Here is an 18,528-nt window from a genome sequence, read left to right on the forward strand (position 1 = left end):
TTTTACATTCTGAAGACTAAGCTAACGGGTGGTCCCTCGATGGAAGACAGCTCCAAGGACACGCGGCCCCCGCAAGCGGGGGAGGCCCAGGAAGGGTCGCTAACAACGGGTGAAGAGGCGGAGCTCTTGAAAAAGGACCTTGTGGAAGCAAAGGCCCAGGCGGAAAGGAACCTGGAGCTGGCCAAGAGAATACAGGCCGATTTCGACAATTACAAGAAGCGAACCCAGCGCGACCGCGAGGAGCAGATGAAGGCGGCCAACGACAAGCTGCTCTACGAACTGCTGGGCTTCCTGGACGACTTCGAGCGGGCCCTCTCATCGAAGGGGACGCCGGAGGAACTCCGGAGCGGCTTGGAATCCATCCACGATAACTTACGATCAATGCTCCAGTCCAAGGGACTGGTAGAGACGCCCTGCGAGACCTTCGACCCGGCGCTGCACGAGGCGCTGTGCGTTGGCGAGGGGGAGGAGGGCAAGGTCCTGGAGGTGTACCAGAAGGGGTACTGTCTGGGACCGCGAGTAATTCGCTACGCCAAGGTGAAAGTGGGCAAGGATAAGGACAGAGGTGAATCAGATGGCTAAGATCATTGGAATAGATTTGGGAACCAGCAACTCGGCCGCGGCGGTCATGGAAGGCGGCCGGCCGACGATAATACCCAGCGCGGAGGGGACCAGCATAGGAGGGAAGGCCTTCCCGTCCTACGTGGCCTTCACTAAGGACAACCAGCTTCTGGTCGGCGAGCCGGCCAGGCGCCAGGCGGTCACCAACCCGGACGGCACCATTGCCGCCATAAAGCGCAAGATGGGCACGGACTACAAGGTCAAGGTACTGGGCAAGGAGTACTCCCCGCAGCAGATCTCCGCCTTCATACTGCAGAAGATCAAGAGGGACGCCGAAGCATATCTCAACGAGGAGGTCACCAAGGCGGTCATCACCGTCCCGGCCTACTTCAACGACAACCAGAGGCAGGCCACCAAGGACGCCGGGGCCATCGCCGGGCTGGAAGTGATCAGGATAATCAACGAGCCTACCTCCGCGGCGCTCGCTTTCGGCCTGGACAAGGCCGGCACGTCCCAGAAGGTCATGGTGTTCGACCTGGGCGGCGGAACGTTGGATGTCACCATCATGGACTTCAGCGAGGGCGTCTTCGAGGTGGTCTCCACCAGCGGCGACACCCAGCTAGGCGGAACGGACATGGACGAGCTGCTGATCAGGTTCGCCGTCAACACCTTCCAAAAGGAGTCCGGCATCGACCTGACCCCGGACAAGATGGCCATGTGGAGGGTGCGCGAGGCCTGCGAGAAGGCCAAGATCGAGCTCTCCACCACCATGTCCACCGAGATCAACCTGCCCTTCCTGGCCTCCGCCGCCGACGGACCGAAGCATCTTGCTTTTAACCTAACGAGGGCGAAGTTAGAAGAGCTGGTCGAGCCGGTGGTCAACCGTTGCCGCGGGCCCGTCGAACGAGCCATCAAGGACTCCAACCTCAACGCCGACAAGATAGATTCGATCATCCTGGTCGGAGGTCCGACCCGCATGCCGGTCATACAGAGGTTCGTCGAGGGTTTGGTGGGCAAGAAGATCCAGCGCGGGGTCGACCCGATGGAATGCGTGGCCATGGGCGCCGCGGTCCAGGCGGCCGTGCTCGCCGGAGAGGTCAAGGACGTGCTCCTGCTGGACGTGACGCCCCTGTCCCTGAGCATCGAGACCTTGGGCGGAATAGCCACCAAGCTCATCGAGAGGAACACCACGATACCGACTCGCAAGTCCCAGATATTCTCCACCGCCGCCGACGGGCAGACCAGCGTGGAGATACACGTCACGCAGGGCGAACGCCCGATGGCCAAGGACAACACCTCCCTGGGCCGCTTCATGCTAATGGGCATCCCGCCCGCACCGCGGGGCATCCCGCAGATCGAGGTGGCCTTCGACATCGATGCCAACGGCATCGTGAACGTCAGCGCCAAGGACCTGGGAACGAAGAAAGAAGCGAAGATCACCATCACCGCCTCTACCAAGCTTTCCACCGACGACATCGACAAGATGGTCAAGGAGGCCGAGCGCTTCGCCGAGGACGACCTGAAGAACAAGGCGAAGGTGGAAGCAATCAACCAGGCCGACCAGCTGGTCTACGCCACGGAGAAGGCGCTGACCGAGCTGGGCGACCAGGCCTCCAACGAGGAGAGGACCAAGGTCGAGGCCCTGGTCAACGACGTCAAGGAGGAGATCAAGAAGGGCGACGCCGCCTCCATCAAAGCGAAGATGGACGCCCTGCAGAAGGAGTTCTACGCCATATCCACCCGCATCTACCAGAACATGGCGCAGAAGCAGCAGGAGGCCCAACAGGGCCCGCAAGCCGAGGCCCCCAAGGACGACAACGTAGTCGACGCCGACTACAAGATTGTTGACGATAAGTAGGCGTCCACATGGCCGAGAAGCGCGACTACTACGAGGTCCTGGGCGTGGACCGCAAGGCCGGCGAGGAGGAGATTAAGAAATCATACCGCCAGTTGGCCCGGCAGTACCACCCCGACGTCACCAAGGAGGACCCCAAGGTGGCCGAGGAGCGCTTCAAGGAGATGTCCGAAGCGTACGAAGTGCTGATGGACAAGCAGAAGCGGGAGCTGTACGACAAGTACGGCCACGCCGGCGTCAACAGCCAGTTCCAGGGCGGCGGGTTCAACTGGAACGACTTCACCCACCAGGGCGACATCCGCGACATATTCGGGGAAGGAGGCTTCGGCGGGGGCAACATATTCGACATGTTCTTCGGGGGCGGCCGTTCGCGCGGCCCGCACCAGGGGCAGTCGCTGCGCTACGACCTGGATATCACACTCGAGGAGGCGGCCTCAGGGATTAAGAAGGAGCTGACCCTGCCCCTGACGGTCAAGTGCGAGGCCTGCGGGGGCACCGGCTCCAAGAGCCGCAAGGAGGAGCTGTGCTCGCAGTGCGGCGGCAAGGGCCAGATGCAGCGCGTGGAGCGCCGCGGCTACTCGCAGTTCGTGACCGTCGGCCCCTGCTCCAAATGCGACGGCACCGGCAAGAACATCAAGGACCCCTGCCCGGAGTGCGACAGGGGCTGGACGCGCAAGCGTCAAAAGATATCCCTGGACATCCCGAAGGGCGTGGACACCGGAATGCGCTTGCGCGTGGCCGGGGCCGGGGAACCATCGCCGGACGGTGGACCGCCCGGAGACCTCTTCGTGGTCATGAATGTGAAGGAGCACAGTGTCTTCCAGAGGGACGGTGCGGACCTGTACATGACGCAGGAGATCAGCTTCACCGAGGCGGCGCTTGGCGCGACGATCGAGGTCCCCACGCTGGAGAAGAAGAAGGTGGAAATGACCATCCCCGCCGGCACGCAACCCGGAGAGGTGCAGCGCCTGAAGGGGCTGGGAATGCCGCGCATGGAAGGGCACGGCCGGGGGGACCAGTACGCCCGCCTGAAAATGGTAGTGCCGAAGAAGCTGACGGCCGAGCAGAAGGAACTGCTGCGGAAGTTCGAAGGCCTCGAACCGGGGAGGAAAGGGCTCTTCGGGCGGAGCAAGATCTGACGGTTTTTTAGGTCAGCAGCAGCACGAACAGCAGTACGTGCAGCACGGCGAACACTGGCACCAGCAGGAACAGGGTCTTCCTGGTCTTGTGATGGAACCATCTCATTCCGGCCAAGGCCCCGAACGGCCCGAACAGGGCCATGGTCAGCATTTTTTTTTCCGAGATACGCCGGCCGCCAATCCTGGCCCGGTGCTTGTCGAAGCCGTACAGCACCATAGCCAATAGGTTGACCAGCAGGTATGCGCCGACCAACAGCAGCGTCGGATAGTCCCACTCCATACCAGATAAATGCGCAGGAGCCGTAAATGGTTTTTCCTGCCCTCAGCTCACGACATCACCCCGAAGCGGTCCCAGCCCCTCATCAACTGAGATACAAGGTCTTCCTGCTCTACCCTTAGACCGAATTTTCGGAAGTACTGGTCCAAGGAACCGAGGCCCTGCCGCAGAGCCCTCTCAGCTTCGGTCAGCCTGGCCCAGGGCACATCCCCTATGCGGTCCACCCGGATAGCCTCGGACAGGTCGATGAACCATGGACGGTCGTCGGCGACCAACACGTTGTAGGGACTGAGGTCTGAATGAACAACGCCTGCCCGAGCCAGGGAGGCAACTCCTTGCAGCACAATTTCCATCATCCCTGCGGGGTCCTGGGGCTCACAATCCTGCAGTCGGGGCGCCAGTCCCCATCCATCGTCCAGGTACCTCATGGACAATATGTTCTCCACTCGCCTGACCGGGGTTGATACCGGAGCCCCGCCCTTCCAGGCCTGTAGCAGCATGTCGTACTCGTGCGCGGCCATCCATCCCGCCGAGATCAGCTTGATAGGGTGTCCTCCTCGGTGCGAGGTCTGGTACAAACGGTACACCTTCACGGCCAGGGGCGCGTCGTGGTACTCGGCCAAGTACACTTCGGCCTCCTTCCCGGAGGATATCATTCCCCGCACCTTCGTGGCCAGGCCGTTCTCCAGTATGCACTGGACGGTCTGACGGTATCCACTCTCCTGGAACTCGATGTTCCCTGATCTGATGCGCCAGGCCACGCTGGTGTCAAGATACGGATCGTTTGGCATCTCTTTCTCTGTGCGAAATTCGAATCGGTCGGAACGCTGACGAAGAAGGATGCCTGGGCGAGACCTCAGTCAGGTTCCCGGCATCCTGCTGAAAATATATGTGCTGGCATCATATCCGGGAACCTCCTGGTCCAATGACCATGGTTTTGATGCGCAGTTCAATAGATAAACCTGCCGGAAAACGTGTTATTCCATGACAGTAGAAATCATTAATTGAGGCTCGGCATTGACTACCCCTTACAAATGGCCATCCGATTGCCTTCCTTCCAATCCGCCCGCGGTTACGACCGCCGGGTCTGGACGCTCTTCTACGGGCGCATCATCTCCTCGCTGGGCTTCTCAATCGTGATGCCCTTCCTTTCCATCTACCTGAACCAGGAGCTGGGCATATCCATGACCGTGGTGGGCCTAGTGCTCCTAATATCGGCGATCGTCGGAGCGTCAGGGCAGATCTTGGGAGGGGAGCTGGCCGATATCGTCGGTCGCAAGAAGGTCATGGTCATCGCCATGGCCACCCGCTGCCTGATGTTCATCGGGCTGGCCTACGTCATCGCCGGAGGGGCCGACCTGGTGGTCATAACCGTCATGATCTGCATGAGCAGCCTGGCCGGGTCCTTCTTCGAGCCAGCCTCCAGCGCCATGATAGCCGACGTGGTCGAGCCAAAGAAGAGGCTGGAGGCCTACGGGCTCTTGCGCATAGGCGGCAACCTCGGCTGGACTATAGGGCCGCTTCTGGGCGGGCTGCTGGCCATGATATCGTACCCGTTCCTGTTCCTCATCAGCGCCCTGGCCACGGGGACGGTGTCCATCATAGTGTTCCTGTTCGTGGGGGAGAGCATCAGCCCCGGCTCCAAGAGGGAGCGCTTCTCCCTGCGGGACCTGGGGCGGCTGGGCAAGGACCGCCGCTTCATAGCCTTCTCCTTCATCTCCATATTCCTGTTCATGATGTTCGGGCAAATGGCCTCCACCTACGCCGTGTTCTCCACGGCCCAGATCGGACTGACCAGCGCCGAGATCGGTTATATCTACGCGATCAACGGCCTGATGGTAGTACTGATCCAGTTCCCCATCTCCCGGGCCATCAGCCACCATCGGATGACCAGGGTCATGGCCTTTGGTTCGTTGTTGTACGCCATAGGCTACGGCATTGTCGGCCTCACCCCGACGTTAGGACTGCAGCTACCGTCCTGGCTGCTCTCCCCTGGCTTCATGTACCTGGCCATGTGCATGTTCATCGTGACCATGGGCGAGATGATAGTCTCGCCGTCATCTACCGCCCTGGTGGCCAAGATGTCCCCGGAGAAGGAACGGGGCAGGTACCAAGGGATGTACGGGCTGGTGAGCAGCTTCGGATTCTCCGCCGGTCCCTTCTTCGGCGGGCTGCTCTACGACAATTTCCTGGGCGATCCGATAATAATGTGGGCCGGCATCGGCTGCTTCGGGCTGTTCGCAGCCATAGGCTTCCTGGCCTTGGGACGGGCCATACCGGAGCGCACCGACCGCGTGGACGAGAACGAAGCGGTCTAGTGCGGCAGGTACTCGATCGTCCGCCTATCGCCGTCGATGCGGGCCAGCATGCCCATGCCCGCTTGAGCGTCCAGCATGGCGAAGAAAGCGATTATGCCCGTATCGCGTATCATCCGCAAGAGCTCGCCTTCCATGATGGCGTGGGAGATGACCTCCTCGTCGTCCACCTTCTCGAAGGTGAAGAGGTAGACGAACAGCTTCTCCCTGGTCGGGGAGCCCTTCAATCGCTCCACCGCCTCCATGGTCTGCTCCCGCGGCAGGTTCAGACCTAAGATGATCATGGAGTGCTCCCCGCCTTCGGAGGTGAGCACGCGCACGCACTAGTGAGGGTCGTTCTCCTCGATCACCTGGCGTTCGCCCTTCATGGTCCGGGCGGCCTCCGGAAGCTCCCCGTCGATCTGCACCGCCAGGTACTTCGACAGATACTAGTTGGCCATCTCCGGCAGTTCCTCGTTCAGGAACTCTCGGCAGGTGTTCTCGCACCTACCCTTCACCGAATCGCTGAGCGCTTTCCCATCCACGCGATTCCATGTCATCAGGATTTATTTCACCGTTGCGGGTGCCTCGACGGACGCAGGCGAAGTTCTTCCGCAGGCAAGCATTAAGTCCCGCGGCGCCAAGTAGCCCCCGGATGAAAGTAGTGGCCGTCATCACCGAGGACTTCCGTTTCTTCTACGGAGCGGTCCGGCTGTTAAAGGAGAAGGGTCATCCTTTCATTTCCATGGGGTTCGACGACCCCCTGCCGCTGAACGTGGAGCTGGTGCTGACCACCGAAGCGGAACGGAAGAGGCTGCGGGGGAAGAGGGTGATCGCCAGCGACGACCCGGAGAGGGCGGTGAAGACCGCTCTGGCCCTGATGCAGGGCGGCTCCTACAACCGCGTGATAGTGGGCGTAGACCCCGGCCCACGGCCGGGGGTGGCCTTCCTGGGCGATGGTAAGGCATTGCACTCGGACACCGTCCTCTCCCCGGAGGAGGTGGGGCCGGCGGTGCAGGACTTCCTCTCCCTGATAAGCACGAACGAGCTTTTGGTCCGGGTGGGTCACGGCGACCGCACCAACCGCGACCGGGTGATCAACTCGCTGTGGGCCATCACCCGCAACATCGAGATGGTGGACGAGACGTCCACCACCCGCCGCACCGGAAGCCCGGACGCCGACGCGGCCATGGCCATATCCAAGATGCGTGGGGAGCTCATCCCGTTCAAGCCGCAGGTGGAACCGACGCCAGGCGAGCTGAGGGAGATCCAGCGGCTGAGCCGCATCCACAGCGACGGGGCGGTGACCATCTCCTCCGCCCTGGCCGGTGACGTAGCACGGGGCGCCCTGGGCTTGGAGGAAGCGATAAAAAAACAGAAGGGGAAAGGGGTTTCAGAGGGCCACGCGAGAGAATGAGGGCACCCTGGCCAGGACCATTCCCTGGATGCAAATCGGCTCCAGGCGTATGCCCAGTTTGAGCGCTTCCTGCAGCTTCCACTCGTTCTCGGTGTAGATGGTGTAGATGGTCTCGCCCTTGTCCACCTTGTTGCCCACCTTCTTGCTGATGACCAGCCCGGCGCCCTTGTCCTTGGGCGAGCCGGCGGTCCGTGCGATGCGCACTAACGCCTTGTTCTGGATGGCGCCCACATACCCGCTCTGCTTGGCCATCACGTCCACGCTATGCTGCCCGACCTTGATGTCCGTGGACTTTATGTCCGGGTTACCGCCCTGGGCCTCCACGATCTCCCGGAACTTTTTGAGGGCCTTGCCGCTCTCCAGTATCTGCCGGGCCTTCTCCGAGCCCATGTACTCCCCGCCCATCTCGAAGAGCATCCCGCAGATGCTGGTGGTCTTCTCCACCACGCTGTTGGGCGTCTTGGCCCCCTCCAGGATGCTGATGGCCTCGATGGCCTCGAGGGCCGGTCCGATGGCCCGGCCCACCGGCTGACCACCGTAGGTGATGGCGCACTCCACCCGGATATCCAGCTGCTCTCCTAACTGTATGAAGTCCCGGGCGTACACCTTAGCCATATCCATGGTGGGGACCTTGGTGCCATCGCCCATGGGTATGTCGATGACCAGGTAGTTCGCTCCCACGGCCTTCTTCTTGGACATGACGGAAGCGAGCAGCTGGGCGTGCGGGTCGATACCCAAGGGATACTCGACCTTGATGATCAGGTCGTCCGCCGGCGCCAGGTTCAGCGACCCGCCCCAGGCCATGACCCCGCCCACCCTCTCGGTGACGGCCTTGAGCTCCTGAGGCGTCAAGGCCACATTGGCGAAGACCTCCACTATGTCCGAGGTCCCGGCGGCGCTGCTTATAGCTCTAGAGGAAGTCTTGGGCAGCTTGCACCCGCCCGCGGCCATTATCGGCACCACCAGCAGTGTTATTTTGTTGCCCGGGCACCCGCCCACACTGTGGAAGTCGTATATCGGCCCGTTGTCGAACTTGATGGTCTCCCCGGTGGCCACCATCGCTTTCGTGAGATCGGCCGTCTCCCGTATGTTCATCCCCCGGATGTATAATGCGGTAACGTAAGCGGAAAGCTCGATGTTGGAAAGTGAACGGGAGGAGATGTCGGCGATGAGGGTGTTGATCTCCTCGGTGCTGAGCTCCGCTCCGTCCATCTTCTTGCGGATGAACTCGATGGACTCAGGCTTGCTAGTAACGCACACTTCCACCATCTCCCCGTCCTCCGCCCCGATGGTCTGGAAGGTGTGGCCGAGCAGGCCGATTTCCCCCTTTTTGACCACGGTGTCGCTAGTGGTGACGATAGCCACCGTCGTCTTCCCCTCATGGCTCAGTTTGACCCTGTCCTTCTCCCGCAACCCGAGCTCAGCGCAGTCGAAGTCATGCATCACCACGGACACCTCGCCGGTGTCCACATCCACGTACTTAGCCTTGAGCTTCATGCTAATCCCCACTTCTTTATAGCCTCGGCCAGCTCCTTGTGGTCCTTGGCGTACACTTCCAGCTCGACGCCCTCGTAGGCCGCGTCCACCGCCTGGACCATGGCCCGGGCGCCGCCGCGCACTCCACCTGGATGGCCGGAAACGCCGCCGCCGGCCTGTATCTGCAAATCCGTTCCGGCAATGTCCACGAACTTCTTGATCATTCCAGGGTGCACGCCGCCAGAAGCGACGGGCATCACCCTCTTGTACGGCAGGTCCTTCGTCAAGCAGATGTCCTTGTTGATCAGGTCCTCTTGGGGCACGCCCTTCATCTTGCCCACCCCGAAGGTCCCGACGTGCAAAGCGTCACCGCCCACCATGCGCACCAGGGTGGCGAAGACGTTCATGTTGATCCCCAGGTCCGGGTTCCGGGTCATCGCCCCATGCATCGTCCGGTGGACGTGGATGGGCAATTTAATGGAGGGGTCCTCGGCCAGCACCTGTATGGCCCCGAAGCCGCAGGTCAGCACGTCCACCATGAGCTGCGAAGCGCCCAGCTCCTGGGCCCGCTCGGCCACCTCCAGTATCTGATGGCCGTTGGTGCTTACGTTTATGGCGTGGATCATGATGTGCCCGGTCTCGCTCTTCACCCGGTCCAACGCCTCGGCTATCGCCACCACGCGGTCCTCCAGCGGGCAGAACTTCTGGTTGCTGAGCGTCTCGTCGTCCTTGCCGTTGGTCAGCCCGCCCATGCCGGCCTCGTACACGTAGTCGGCCGTCTCCTTGGGCGACAGCCCGATCTTGGGCTTGACGATGGTGCCTACCAGGGGCTTCTTCGGTCGTTTCAGGATCTTACGCATGCCGTCCACGCCGTACTTGGGCCCCTTGAACTCCTTCAACATGCTCTTGGGAAAGACGACGCTCTCCAAGCGGACGCCTTCCAAGGCCTCCAGGCCGAACAGGTTGCCGGCGATGACGCTCAGTATCTGCGGCACGCCGCCGATGTCCAGGCTGAAGTCCTCCACCGGGAAAGCGATGGTGGTCATGTTCCCGTCGATGGCCGTGACCTTGCCGCTCCTCCTTAAGAAGTTGTCCTCATTGAGCGTGGACAATTTCGTCCACGTGCCGGTGGACTGCTCAGTGGCGATGGCCGCCGCGGCCGTGGTCATTTTCATTGCGGTCTTGACCTTGTATCTGCAGATGACGTGGGAATCCACGTCTATGGCCTCGTTCAGATGAAGGTATCTGTCCTCGTATTCCATGCTATCAATCCTCGTAGAATATGAATTCCTGGCCCAGCTCCTTGACGATCACCTGGTAGGCGGCGTAGGGCGGTATCACGCCTATCTCCGTCACGATGGAGTCGATGTACTCCGGCGGGGTGGCATCGAAGACCGGGTTGAAGACCTTTACCTGCGGTGGCACCTCTCCTTCCTTCACCACCTCGGTGGCGTCCCTCTCCTCTATCTTGACCAATTCCCCGTATATCGTCCGCGGGGAGAACTTGAAGGTTTCCGCGCAGACGGTGAACGGCACTCGGGCCTCATGCGCTGCTAGGGCCACCTGCGAGGTTCCGATCTTGTTTATGAGCGCGCCGTTGGAAGCTATGGTGTCCGCGCCTACCAGCACCAGGTTCATGTCCTTCATGACGTAGCGGACGGCGGAATCGATGATCATGGTGACCGGGATGCCCAATTTCGCCAGGTCGTTGGCCGTGATCACGCCCTGCCTCCAGGGGCGGGACTCGGTAGCGAACACCTCGAAGCGCTTACCCTGGGCCCAGGCCTCGGCCATTACGGCTATCGCGGCCTTGCTGTTGCAATGCGTCAGGACCTTGTCCCCGTCGCGGATGCGGTTGGCGCCCAGCTTGCCAATGGTCTTCAGGGCGTTCTTGGAGCGCTTGATGAACCGGTCGGCGTTCGCCTTCACCTTCTCCCGGTACTCGACGGCATCGATGAGATGCGAGGTGTCCTTGAACACGTACTGCACGCCGTTCCACAGGGATATGGCAGTGGGGCGGGAGGCCAAGAGGATGTCCCGGGCCTTTTCCACGCAGGCCTTGAGTTCTTTCAGGTCATCGGTATGGCAGCCCTCGGCCTCGTCCTTCAGGGCTTGGGCCGCCTGGCGGGCGATCTCCGCCGCCCCCCGTATCTCCATGCTACGAATGCGCTCCGCGATCTCCTCGGCCGACATCCTCTGAGTATCGGTCCTCCTACCAGATAAACGTTGCCCGTCCAGTCTCACAAGTTCAGGCGTTTTTTCAGCCCCTCCCAGGGCAGGGAGTTGAGGACCAGCTCCGGCGGCACCCGGCCCCTCTTGGCCGTGGCGACGCCGAATAACATGTAGTCCAATTGCCTGACGTTGTGGGAGTCGGTGTTCACGCAGACGGTGACGCCCCTCTCCCGGGCCATGGCGCAATGCACGTCGTTGAGGTCCAGGCGCTCGGGAAAGGAATTGACCTCCAGCGACACCCCGTTGTCCTTGGCCGCCTGCATGACCTTCTCCATGTCGAATTGGTACCCTTCCCTCTCCCCGATGATGCGGCCGGTGGGGTGCGCGAGAACGTCTACGTGCTCGTTGGAGACGGCGGCGATCAGCCTCTGCGTCATCTCCTCCGGGGGCATCTTGAATCGGCTGTGCACCGCCGCGACCACCAGGTCCAGGTCGCCAAGCACCTCCGGCGGGTAGTCCAGGCCGCCGTACTCGTCGATCTCCACCTCCGCCCCGGTGAGCAGGTGGACCTCGGGAACAACGCTGGCCGCGGCGTGCACCTTGTCCGCGTTCTCCAGCAGCCGCTCCACGCTGAGGCCGTTACCCACGGTCAATGAGCGGCTGTGGTCCGTTATCGCCAGATACTCGTACCCGTGGGTGGCCGCGGCCCGGGCCAAGGCCTCCACGCTGTCCACGCCGTCACTGGCCTCCGAGTGCACATGCAGGTCGCCGCAGATATCGGAAAGGGTGACCGCCCGGGGCACCTCGTTCCTCCTGGCCAGGTCGACCTCCCCGCGGTCCTCGCGCATCTCCGGGGGCATCCACTGCAATCCCAGCGCGTCGTACACGCCCTCCTCGGTCTCCCCGGCCACCTTCTCCCCGTCGGCGTTCCGGAAGACCCCGTACTCGTTGAGCTTGAGTCCCAGGTCCTGGGCCAGGGAGCGCATTCGTACGTTGTGCTCCTTGGAACCGGTGAAATACTGCAGCGCCGCCCCGTAGCTGGAGGGGACGACCACGCGCAGGTCCACCTGCACCCCGTCCTGCAGGCGTATGGAGGTCTTGGTATCCCCTCTCAGCAGAACCTCCCCCACCTGAGGGTAGGAGACGAAGGCGTCCATGGCCTTGGCGGCATCCACGCTCCCCACCAGAATGTCGATGTCCCCGATGGTCTCCTTCATGCGGCGCAGGCTGCCTCCCAGGCTGACCAGCTCGAACCCGCAGGAGCGCATGTGCTCCTCCAGGGCCTTCCCCCTCGGAAACGCGTAACCGAGCAGCATGCGGCCCTGACGTGACTCCAGGAACCTGATGCCCTTCAGGATGTTCTCCTCGGTCTTCTCCCCGAAGCCCTTGAGCTTCCTTATCTGATGCATCTCCGCCGCCGTGCGCAGGTCCTGCAGGTTGGTGACCTTCAGCTCCTTGTACAAACGGCCGGCGGTCTTGGGACCCACGTCCGGCACCCGCATGACCTGCAACAACCCTGCGGGGAACTCGTTCCTCAGGTCGTTCAGGTACTGCAGCTCTCCGGTGCGGAGTATCTCCACGATTTTATCGTGAATGGCCTTTCCCACCCCGGGAACGGTGTCCAGGTGCCCTCGGACGTACAGGTCCTTGATGTCCTCGGTGAGCGACGAGATCTCCTTGACCGCCCGGCGATAGGCCCGGACCTGGAAGAAGGTGTTCTCCTTCAGTTCCAGAAGGTCGGCCACCTCCTCGAGGATGGCGGCCACCTTGGCGTTGTTCTCCACCGTCCCCCCTCATCTCTCTTTCTTGCAGACCCAGCGGCACTCCTTGTCCCCGACGGACATCTTATGGGTCTGGCACCATCCGTAATCCGGGTTTATGACCTCGCAGAAGCCGTCCACGAAGCGGCCGAACAAGGCGCACAGCTCCGGAGGCTGGTTGGCGAAGGGGCACTCCTTGGCCACCTTGACCACGGATATCTCGCTCTTTTCCACGATGGTGCCGCGCACGCCCAGCGCCCCCTCCCACAGGTCGATGAGCGAGGAGATGGCGATGCCGTCCCGGTCCACGATCTCATGCTCCTCCAGCGCGCGCACGGCCGCCTTCTTGCCGCCCTGCTTCATCACTGGTCCCATGAGCTCCATGGTGCGTTTCGAGCCATAGGTGCTCACCATCTCCTTGACCGCCGAAGTTAGGAAATGGTGCAAGATCTTCTTCATCTCCTCGGAGCTGCTGCTCGAGACCACGGCCTTGATGACTGTGGACCACCAGATGGTGATGGCCTCCTTGGACATGCTCTCCATCTCCTCCCTCGTCATCGAAACGTCCACTTCTGACATGGTATGAATCACCTCGGGACCGGCATCTTGCCCCATTCACTCTATTGTCCTCAGCCATTACTATTTTTTCCCTGATGCGATGGTGTTAAATTGCAGCTGCATCCATAGTGACCAGCGATGACCGGAACGTCCCTTTACCTGAACGCGGTGAAGCACGTGGAGAAGGTGGGCGCCATGCTGGACATGGACCAGTTCATGGTCGAAAGGCTAAAAAAACCGCAGCTGGTGCTAGAATGCAACTTCCCGGTGCGCATGGACGACGGAAAGGAACGTATGTTCAGCGGATACCGCGTGCAGCACAGCACGGCCAGGGGGCCGGCGAAGGGCGGCATACGCTACCATCCCGGGGTCACCCTGGACGAGGTCAAGGCCCTGGCCATGTGGATGACCTGGAAGTGCGCCGTGGTCCAGGTGCCGTTCGGCGGGGCCAAGGGCGGCGTGGCCTGCGACCCCAAAGCGCTCAGTCAGGGGGAACTGGAACGGCTGACCAGGAGATACACGATGGAGATATTCCCTATCATCGGCCCGAACAGGGACATCCCCGCGCCGGACGTAGGCACCGACGCCCAGGTCATGTCCTGGGTCCTGGACGCCTACGCGAAGCTGACCGGGGACCGCTCCGGAGCCGTGGTCACCGGCAAGCCCTTGGAGCTGGGCGGCTCCCAGGGGAGGGAGGAGGCCACCTCGCGCGGGATCATGGAGGTGGCCACCGCCGGAGCGGAGGAGCACGGCATCCGCATGAAGGGTGCCAGGGTGGCGGTGCAGGGCTTCGGGAACGTGGGCTGGAACACCGCCCGGCTGCTCCACCAGGAACGCGAATGCCGCATCGTGGCCCTCAGCGACTCCCGCGGAGGGATATTCGCCGAAGAGGGCCTGGACCCCCTGAAGGTGCGCGAGCACAAGGACCGCACCGGCTCCCTCCAGGGTTTCCCGGGCGCCAGGGACGTCAGCAACGCCGAGCTCCTTCGGTTGGAGTGCGACATGCTGGTGCCGGCGGCCATGGAGAACGCCATCGACCGCCAGGAGGCCGAGGCCTTGCAGGCCCGCATGGTCGTCGAGGGGGCCAACGGGCCCACCACCCCCGCCGCGGACGTGATTCTCTTCGAACGCCGGATACCGGTCCTGCCCGACATACTGGCCAACGCCGGCGGCGTGACCGTCAGCTACTTTGAGTGGCATCAGGACCGTCAACAGAAGTTCTGCAGCATCGAGGAGGTCCGGTCGCGCCTGTCGATCATGATGACCATGGCCTACCGCGACGTATCGTCGATGGCCAGGGAGAAGGCGGTGGACATGCGCACCGCGGCCAACATGATCGCCCTGAAGAACGTGGCCAGTTCCATGGCGCGCCCTTGATTATAATTTTTAATAATCACCGGCATAGTTTAATATATAGTATCATTAAATTAAATTAGTTCAGAGGACTAGATGAGCGAAGGCCAATTGATCTACATAGGCCAGAAGCCGACCATGAACTACGTGCTGGTCACGGTATCCAAGCTTAACGGCGGGGAAGTACCGATAATCATCAAGGCCCGGGGCAAGAACATCAGCAAGGCGGTGGACGTCGCACTGATCGTCAAGGACCGGTATGTGAAGAACGCCAAACTGGAAAGGATCGAGATAAACACCGAGGTGCTGCCCGGCCAGGACAGTAAACCGCTGAACGTCTCCTCCATCGAGATATCATTGCAGAAGGGTTAGGACATCTCGTTGATGAGCAGGCTGACCTCGTTCTCCGCCATGTTGCTGGGCTCGTAGGGCAGAAGCAGCAAGGACTGGGCCTGGAAGACGTCGTCCTTCAGCTTCTGGGCGATCTTCAGGAAGGAACGGAAGTCGGTGTTGGTGACGATGTAGGTCATCCCGTCCAAGAGGATGACGGACGGTTTGCCCTTGTTCTTGGCCAGGAAGTTCCGTATGCTGGTCTGCATCTTGGCCGTCTCCGTGGGCTGCAGGTACTCCTCACGGTCCAGGTCCCCGGCCTGCGGGTCGGCCTTGGTCAGCCACAGCACGGAGCATTCTTTACCGACGTACTGACGCACGTCCTTAGGGCACGTGCGGGAAATGCACAGCCCGTCCCAGCCCTCCCGGACCAGGTCGCGGAAGGCCTCGAGGGCCTCGGCGTTGGCCTCCCCCTTGAGCAGCACCGTCTTTCCCGGCCCGGCCTCCCCACGGGGTGTCGGTTTCCCCTCCTCCTTCTGGTCCAGATCCACGCCCAGTTCCCGTTGTATCTGCTTGCGTCGCTGGGCCAGCTTTTTGGGGATGCCGTTCTTCTGGTTCTTGGCCAGCAGCTGGATCTCCGTGGCGTTGTAGTTCCGGCGACAGGTCATGCTGAGCAGCTCGTCCAGAGCTTCCCTGAGGCCATCCTCGTAGCCCTTCAGGTACCCGTCGGCATAATCCTTGCTCAACCCATCCCTCTGTGAAGCATATGATTGGCGTCGGTGAAATAATTATCGAGGCAACCTCGGCAAATGATTTTATGGGAGGGGATTGAATGAGGGCTCATGCCTCGCAGGGCCCGCTTCCGCGGCATCAAAACGACCCCCAAGAACATGGAGAAGGAAATGCTGGCCACGTCTAAAAGGCTGGCCGATGACCCCTCTCTGGTCGTCCCCCGCCTCCTGGAGGAGGTGCGCAAGGACCCCTTCGCCAAGCTGAACAAGAGGCTGAACAAGGTCCTGCGGTACAAGGACGATCCGGTACGGCTCATCAAGCTAGCTGGCAAGGGCGATCAATTCGTTCGCGCCTACGCCGCAGCGATTTCCATTTCCGCCTCGGGCAAGCTGCCCTACCTGACCATAGCCAACCTACCGGGGGGTACGGTCTCATTCGCATTACGAGGGAAGGTGGACCGGGAAAAGCAGATCGCCCTGCAGCATTTCGACGATCCGGACCTCCGGCTGCTGGCCTACCTGGACATGGCTCGCGAGGGGAAGATGCATATCTATTCCACGGAGAAGGGGCTGTCCTGTTCGTTCTCCGGTCCCAAGGCTCCGGAGGATTACGTAAAAGAGATACTGGACAATCTGCCCTATCGCGTCATCGAGGGCAACTGCGGGCACAGCGGACGGCCGGCGGTGCTCATACACTGGACCTCGGCCAACAAGACGCTGCGGGTATGCGCGGAATGTGCCGGGGACATGAACACCGCCCAGCACATCGTGGCCCGGATGGCCGCCCCCGACCCCTACGACGACCTGAAGGTCAGCGTGGACCATTCGTACGTCGGCGGACGTCCGGAATGCCAGGGGGAGTTCGCCACTCCCAAGGCGTTGATCGAGAGGTACCTGCAGGGCGACCTGGACGATGCCGGGCTCATCGCCGCGCACGTGCAGGCGAAAAGCGAGAGGATGCGCTCTCGCGGAACCATCTACGTTATAGGCCAGGAATGTTTCGGAAAGGACGGCGAAGCGTTCCTGAACGCGCTCAAGGGGAGCGACATGGAGCGCAAGGCGCTGCAGGCCGTGATCGCCAGTGGCGCACCCATCGTCTCCGACCAGAACCAGTCCGGAAAGGTCATCAGCGAGATGTGGGAGTCGCACGGTCGGGCCATGCTGATAGCGGTATCGGACGAGCTGACCGCCGATCGGATATGGGGCCAGAAGGAGCTCACCCCCGGGCAGATGCTCTCCGAGGCGCAGCGACTGGTGAAGGAGAGGGAGGCCCTCTGCACCCTGCCGGCCTACGCCGGACTGGGAGCGGTGGGGCAACTGGCCGATACTCTGGCCAAGGCCTACAAGACCGAAGGGACCCCGGCCATGCTGCGGCTGGTGGAGCGCACGGCCAAGGAGCATCTCCTGCGGGCGGTATGCTACGCCTTCCTGAACGCCGTGGGCGAAGGGCAGTCCCGCAAATGGCAGTTCAGCAACGAGGAGAGGGACCATGGGGAGCACCTCACCACGCACGCCAAGGTCATGGTCGAAGGCTGCGGCGAGGAATATCACCAGTCGCTCGTCCTGCTCCTGAGGGACAGCGGTTCGGGCGAATCGGCCGTCAGAGCACCCTGACGTCCACCACCATGTGGGAGATGGACGGGGCGTACGCTTTGACCTCCCTCACCCCCAGCACCTCGAAGGGCCTTCCGCCGCAACCTTCCTTCAGGTTCTCCAAGAGGCCTTGGGGGATGCGGTCTATCGAACAGGTGTCCTGGTAATGGATGATGCCGCCCTTCTTGACCAGGGAGAAGGCCTTGGGCAGGAACTGCCAGGTGACGTTGACGTAGCCCATCACCACCCGGTCGGCGAGGCGCTCCCCGGGAAGGTCCCGGTTGTCCCCATCGAATACGGTGATGCGCTCCTCCACCCCGTTCAAGCGGGCGTTGGTGCGCAGGTAGTCCGCGGCCACGGGATTTATCTCGCAGGCGATGACCCGGTCTGCCCTGGCCTTCACCGCTATGGGTAAGGTGAAGTAGCCTATGCCGGCGAACATGTCCACCACCGTCTCGCCGCGACAGTCCAGCCTCCCCATCCGCTGCTTCTCATCGAAGTTGCCGGAGGAGAACATGACCTTGCTGGGGTCCAACCGGTACAGGATCCCGGACTCCAGATGCGTGGTCTCCGTCTCCTTCCCATAGACCAGCTCCACGTCCGGCCGCCGCTCCACGCCCTTGATTATCCCCTTCTCCAGCAGCACGGTCCTGGCCTTGAGGACCGTGGCGTAGGCCTTGGCCACCTCCCGCGTGTAAGGGAGCAGCTCCTCCGGGAGCTGGATGATCAGCACGTGCCCCAGCCTCTCATATCTCTCCGGCAGCAGCGCTTTAAGAGCCGGTGGCAGGTCCAGTCGTTCGGCGATGCGCTCCTGGGGCGGCCGGTGGCGGTCCTGGGCCTCCAGCTCAACGTCCACCACCGGATATTGCGGGAAGGGGTTCTCGTCCTGCAAAGGGAGCAGCACCATGTCCCCTTTCCTACCCGGTTTCCAGTTGAGGTCGAGGGACCGCAGACGGTTCAGGTGGTCCTTGACCCCGTCGGCCTCCCGCTTGGGGACCTCTATCGCTCTCAT

General features: G+C 61.9%; 18 protein-coding genes. 8 read left to right on the forward strand and 10 right to left on the reverse strand.

The features are described from left to right. Window positions 1-39 precede the first annotated feature (39 nt). Genes NT131_06775 through dnaJ form a run of 3 tightly spaced genes read left to right on the forward strand, consistent with a single transcriptional unit; the run spans window position 40 to window position 3,555 of the window. Window positions 40-582 carry a nucleotide exchange factor GrpE gene (locus tag NT131_06775; protein MCX6651341.1) on the forward strand — a complete coding sequence of 181 codons (543 nt, stop codon included), beginning with the start codon at window positions 40-42 and terminating at the stop codon, window positions 580-582. Next, window positions 575-2,419, forward strand: coding sequence for a molecular chaperone DnaK (dnaK, locus tag NT131_06780; GenBank protein MCX6651342.1), 1,845 nt, complete (start codon window positions 575-577; stop codon window positions 2,417-2,419). The genes NT131_06775 and dnaK overlap by 8 nt, the downstream gene beginning before the upstream one ends. A gap of 8 nt (window positions 2,420-2,427) precedes the next feature. Next, window positions 2,428-3,555 (forward strand): molecular chaperone DnaJ, encoded by a 1,128-nt coding sequence (gene dnaJ / locus NT131_06785; protein MCX6651343.1) that lies wholly within the window; start codon window positions 2,428-2,430, stop codon window positions 3,553-3,555. A 7-nt stretch (window positions 3,556-3,562) separates the two neighbouring features. Here dnaJ and NT131_06790 read toward each other — a convergent pair whose 3' ends face one another. Both NT131_06790 and NT131_06795 read right to left on the reverse strand, forming a co-directional pair. Beyond that, window positions 3,563-3,835, reverse strand: coding sequence for a DUF1294 domain-containing protein (locus NT131_06790; GenBank protein ID MCX6651344.1), 273 nt, complete (start codon window positions 3,833-3,835; stop codon window positions 3,563-3,565). Between the two features lie 47 nt (window positions 3,836-3,882). Beyond that, on the reverse strand, window positions 3,883-4,623 hold the full coding sequence (locus NT131_06795; protein MCX6651345.1) for a hypothetical protein: 741 nt from the start codon (window positions 4,621-4,623) through the stop codon (window positions 3,883-3,885). Between the two features lie 243 nt (window positions 4,624-4,866). Here NT131_06795 and NT131_06800 point away from each other — a divergent pair, with 243 nt between their 5' ends. Then, window positions 4,867-6,150 carry an MFS transporter gene (locus NT131_06800; GenBank protein ID MCX6651346.1) on the forward strand — a complete coding sequence of 428 codons (1,284 nt, stop codon included), beginning with the start codon at window positions 4,867-4,869 and terminating at the stop codon, window positions 6,148-6,150. On the opposite strand, the gene NT131_06805 is transcribed toward NT131_06800, so the two are convergent. Continuing rightward, window positions 6,147-6,467, reverse strand: coding sequence for a hypothetical protein (locus NT131_06805; GenBank protein ID MCX6651347.1), 321 nt, complete (start codon window positions 6,465-6,467; stop codon window positions 6,147-6,149). The two genes, NT131_06800 and NT131_06805, sit on opposite strands and share 4 nt — an antisense overlap. Before the next feature lie 314 nt (window positions 6,468-6,781). On the opposite strand from NT131_06805, the gene NT131_06810 reads away from it, so the two are divergent. Next, on the forward strand, window positions 6,782-7,543 hold the full coding sequence (locus NT131_06810) for a hypothetical protein (GenBank protein MCX6651348.1): 762 nt from the start codon (window positions 6,782-6,784) through the stop codon (window positions 7,541-7,543). On the opposite strand, the gene NT131_06815 is transcribed toward NT131_06810, so the two are convergent. From NT131_06815 to NT131_06835, 5 genes are read right to left on the reverse strand one after another with little or no spacing between them, the layout of a single operon-like run. Next, window positions 7,520-9,040 (reverse strand): AMP phosphorylase, encoded by a 1,521-nt coding sequence (locus NT131_06815; protein MCX6651349.1) that lies wholly within the window; start codon window positions 9,038-9,040, stop codon window positions 7,520-7,522. The two genes, NT131_06810 and NT131_06815, sit on opposite strands and share 24 nt — an antisense overlap. Then, a complete protein-coding gene (locus tag NT131_06820; protein MCX6651350.1) occupies window positions 9,037-10,281 on the reverse strand; it encodes a RuBisCO large subunit C-terminal-like domain-containing protein in 1,245 nt (414 codons plus the stop codon). Before NT131_06820 ends, NT131_06815 begins: the two co-directional genes overlap by 4 nt. A gap of 4 nt (window positions 10,282-10,285) precedes the next feature. Then, window positions 10,286-11,212 (reverse strand): ribose 1,5-bisphosphate isomerase, encoded by a 927-nt coding sequence (locus tag NT131_06825; GenBank protein MCX6651351.1) that lies wholly within the window; start codon window positions 11,210-11,212, stop codon window positions 10,286-10,288. A 47-nt stretch (window positions 11,213-11,259) separates the two neighbouring features. Next, complete coding sequence (gene polX, locus NT131_06830) at window positions 11,260-12,975, reverse strand: DNA polymerase/3'-5' exonuclease PolX (GenBank protein MCX6651352.1); 1,716 nt, start codon at window positions 12,973-12,975, stop codon at window positions 11,260-11,262. A gap of 9 nt (window positions 12,976-12,984) precedes the next feature. Next, on the reverse strand, window positions 12,985-13,530 hold the full coding sequence (locus NT131_06835) for a hypothetical protein (protein ID MCX6651353.1): 546 nt from the start codon (window positions 13,528-13,530) through the stop codon (window positions 12,985-12,987). A gap of 117 nt (window positions 13,531-13,647) precedes the next feature. On the opposite strand from NT131_06835, the gene NT131_06840 reads away from it, so the two are divergent. Both NT131_06840 and albA read left to right on the forward strand, forming a co-directional pair. Then, entirely contained in the window at window positions 13,648-14,886 is a 1,239-nt protein-coding gene (locus tag NT131_06840; GenBank protein ID MCX6651354.1) for a Glu/Leu/Phe/Val dehydrogenase, read from the forward strand. 72 nt (window positions 14,887-14,958) lie between these two features. Beyond that, window positions 14,959-15,234 (forward strand): DNA-binding protein Alba, encoded by a 276-nt coding sequence (albA, locus tag NT131_06845; GenBank protein ID MCX6651355.1) that lies wholly within the window; start codon window positions 14,959-14,961, stop codon window positions 15,232-15,234. On the opposite strand, the gene NT131_06850 is transcribed toward albA, so the two are convergent. After that, window positions 15,231-15,938, reverse strand: a complete 708-nt coding sequence (locus NT131_06850; GenBank protein MCX6651356.1) for a DUF835 domain-containing protein — start codon at window positions 15,936-15,938, stop codon at window positions 15,231-15,233. The genes albA and NT131_06850 overlap by 4 nt on opposite strands. 96 nt (window positions 15,939-16,034) lie before the next feature. On the opposite strand from NT131_06850, the gene NT131_06855 reads away from it, so the two are divergent. After that, entirely contained in the window at window positions 16,035-17,537 is a 1,503-nt protein-coding gene (locus NT131_06855) for a hypothetical protein (protein ID MCX6651357.1), read from the forward strand. On the opposite strand, the gene NT131_06860 is transcribed toward NT131_06855, so the two are convergent. After that, entirely contained in the window at window positions 17,524-18,528 is a 1,005-nt protein-coding gene (locus tag NT131_06860) for a class I SAM-dependent methyltransferase family protein (GenBank protein ID MCX6651358.1), read from the reverse strand. The genes NT131_06855 and NT131_06860 overlap by 14 nt on opposite strands.

The sequence above is a fragment of the Methanomassiliicoccales archaeon genome (assembly GCA_026394395.1).
Classification (GTDB): domain Archaea; phylum Thermoplasmatota; class Thermoplasmata; order Methanomassiliicoccales; family UBA472; genus UBA472.

Bases quoted from the DNA above. Each gene is read 5' to 3' on its own strand.
- NT131_06775 (MCX6651341.1), top strand. From the start codon at position 40: ATGGAAGACAGCTCCAAGGACACGCGGCCCCCGCAAGCGGGGGAGGCC.
- NT131_06840 (MCX6651354.1), top strand. From the start codon at position 13,648: ATGACCGGAACGTCCCTTTACCTGAACGCGGTGAAGCACGTGGAGAAG.
- NT131_06800 (MCX6651346.1), top strand. From the start codon at position 4,867: ATGGCCATCCGATTGCCTTCCTTCCAATCCGCCCGCGGTTACGACCGC.
- dnaJ (MCX6651343.1), top strand. From the start codon at position 2,428: ATGGCCGAGAAGCGCGACTACTACGAGGTCCTGGGCGTGGACCGCAAG.
- NT131_06820 (MCX6651350.1), bottom strand. From the start codon at position 10,281: ATGGAATACGAGGACAGATACCTTCATCTGAACGAGGCCATAGACGTG.
- NT131_06855 (MCX6651357.1), top strand. From the start codon at position 16,035: ATGCCTCGCAGGGCCCGCTTCCGCGGCATCAAAACGACCCCCAAGAAC.
- dnaK (MCX6651342.1), top strand. From the start codon at position 575: ATGGCTAAGATCATTGGAATAGATTTGGGAACCAGCAACTCGGCCGCG.
- NT131_06815 (MCX6651349.1), bottom strand. From the start codon at position 9,040: ATGAAGCTCAAGGCTAAGTACGTGGATGTGGACACCGGCGAGGTGTCC.
- NT131_06825 (MCX6651351.1), bottom strand. From the start codon at position 11,212: ATGTCGGCCGAGGAGATCGCGGAGCGCATTCGTAGCATGGAGATACGG.
- NT131_06835 (MCX6651353.1), bottom strand. From the start codon at position 13,530: ATGTCAGAAGTGGACGTTTCGATGACGAGGGAGGAGATGGAGAGCATG.
- NT131_06795 (MCX6651345.1), bottom strand. From the start codon at position 4,623: ATGCCAAACGATCCGTATCTTGACACCAGCGTGGCCTGGCGCATCAGA.
- NT131_06790 (MCX6651344.1), bottom strand. From the start codon at position 3,835: ATGGAGTGGGACTATCCGACGCTGCTGTTGGTCGGCGCATACCTGCTG.
- albA (MCX6651355.1), top strand. From the start codon at position 14,959: ATGAGCGAAGGCCAATTGATCTACATAGGCCAGAAGCCGACCATGAAC.
- NT131_06810 (MCX6651348.1), top strand. From the start codon at position 6,782: ATGAAAGTAGTGGCCGTCATCACCGAGGACTTCCGTTTCTTCTACGGA.
- NT131_06860 (MCX6651358.1), bottom strand. From the start codon at position 18,528: ATGAGAGCGATAGAGGTCCCCAAGCGGGAGGCCGACGGGGTCAAGGAC.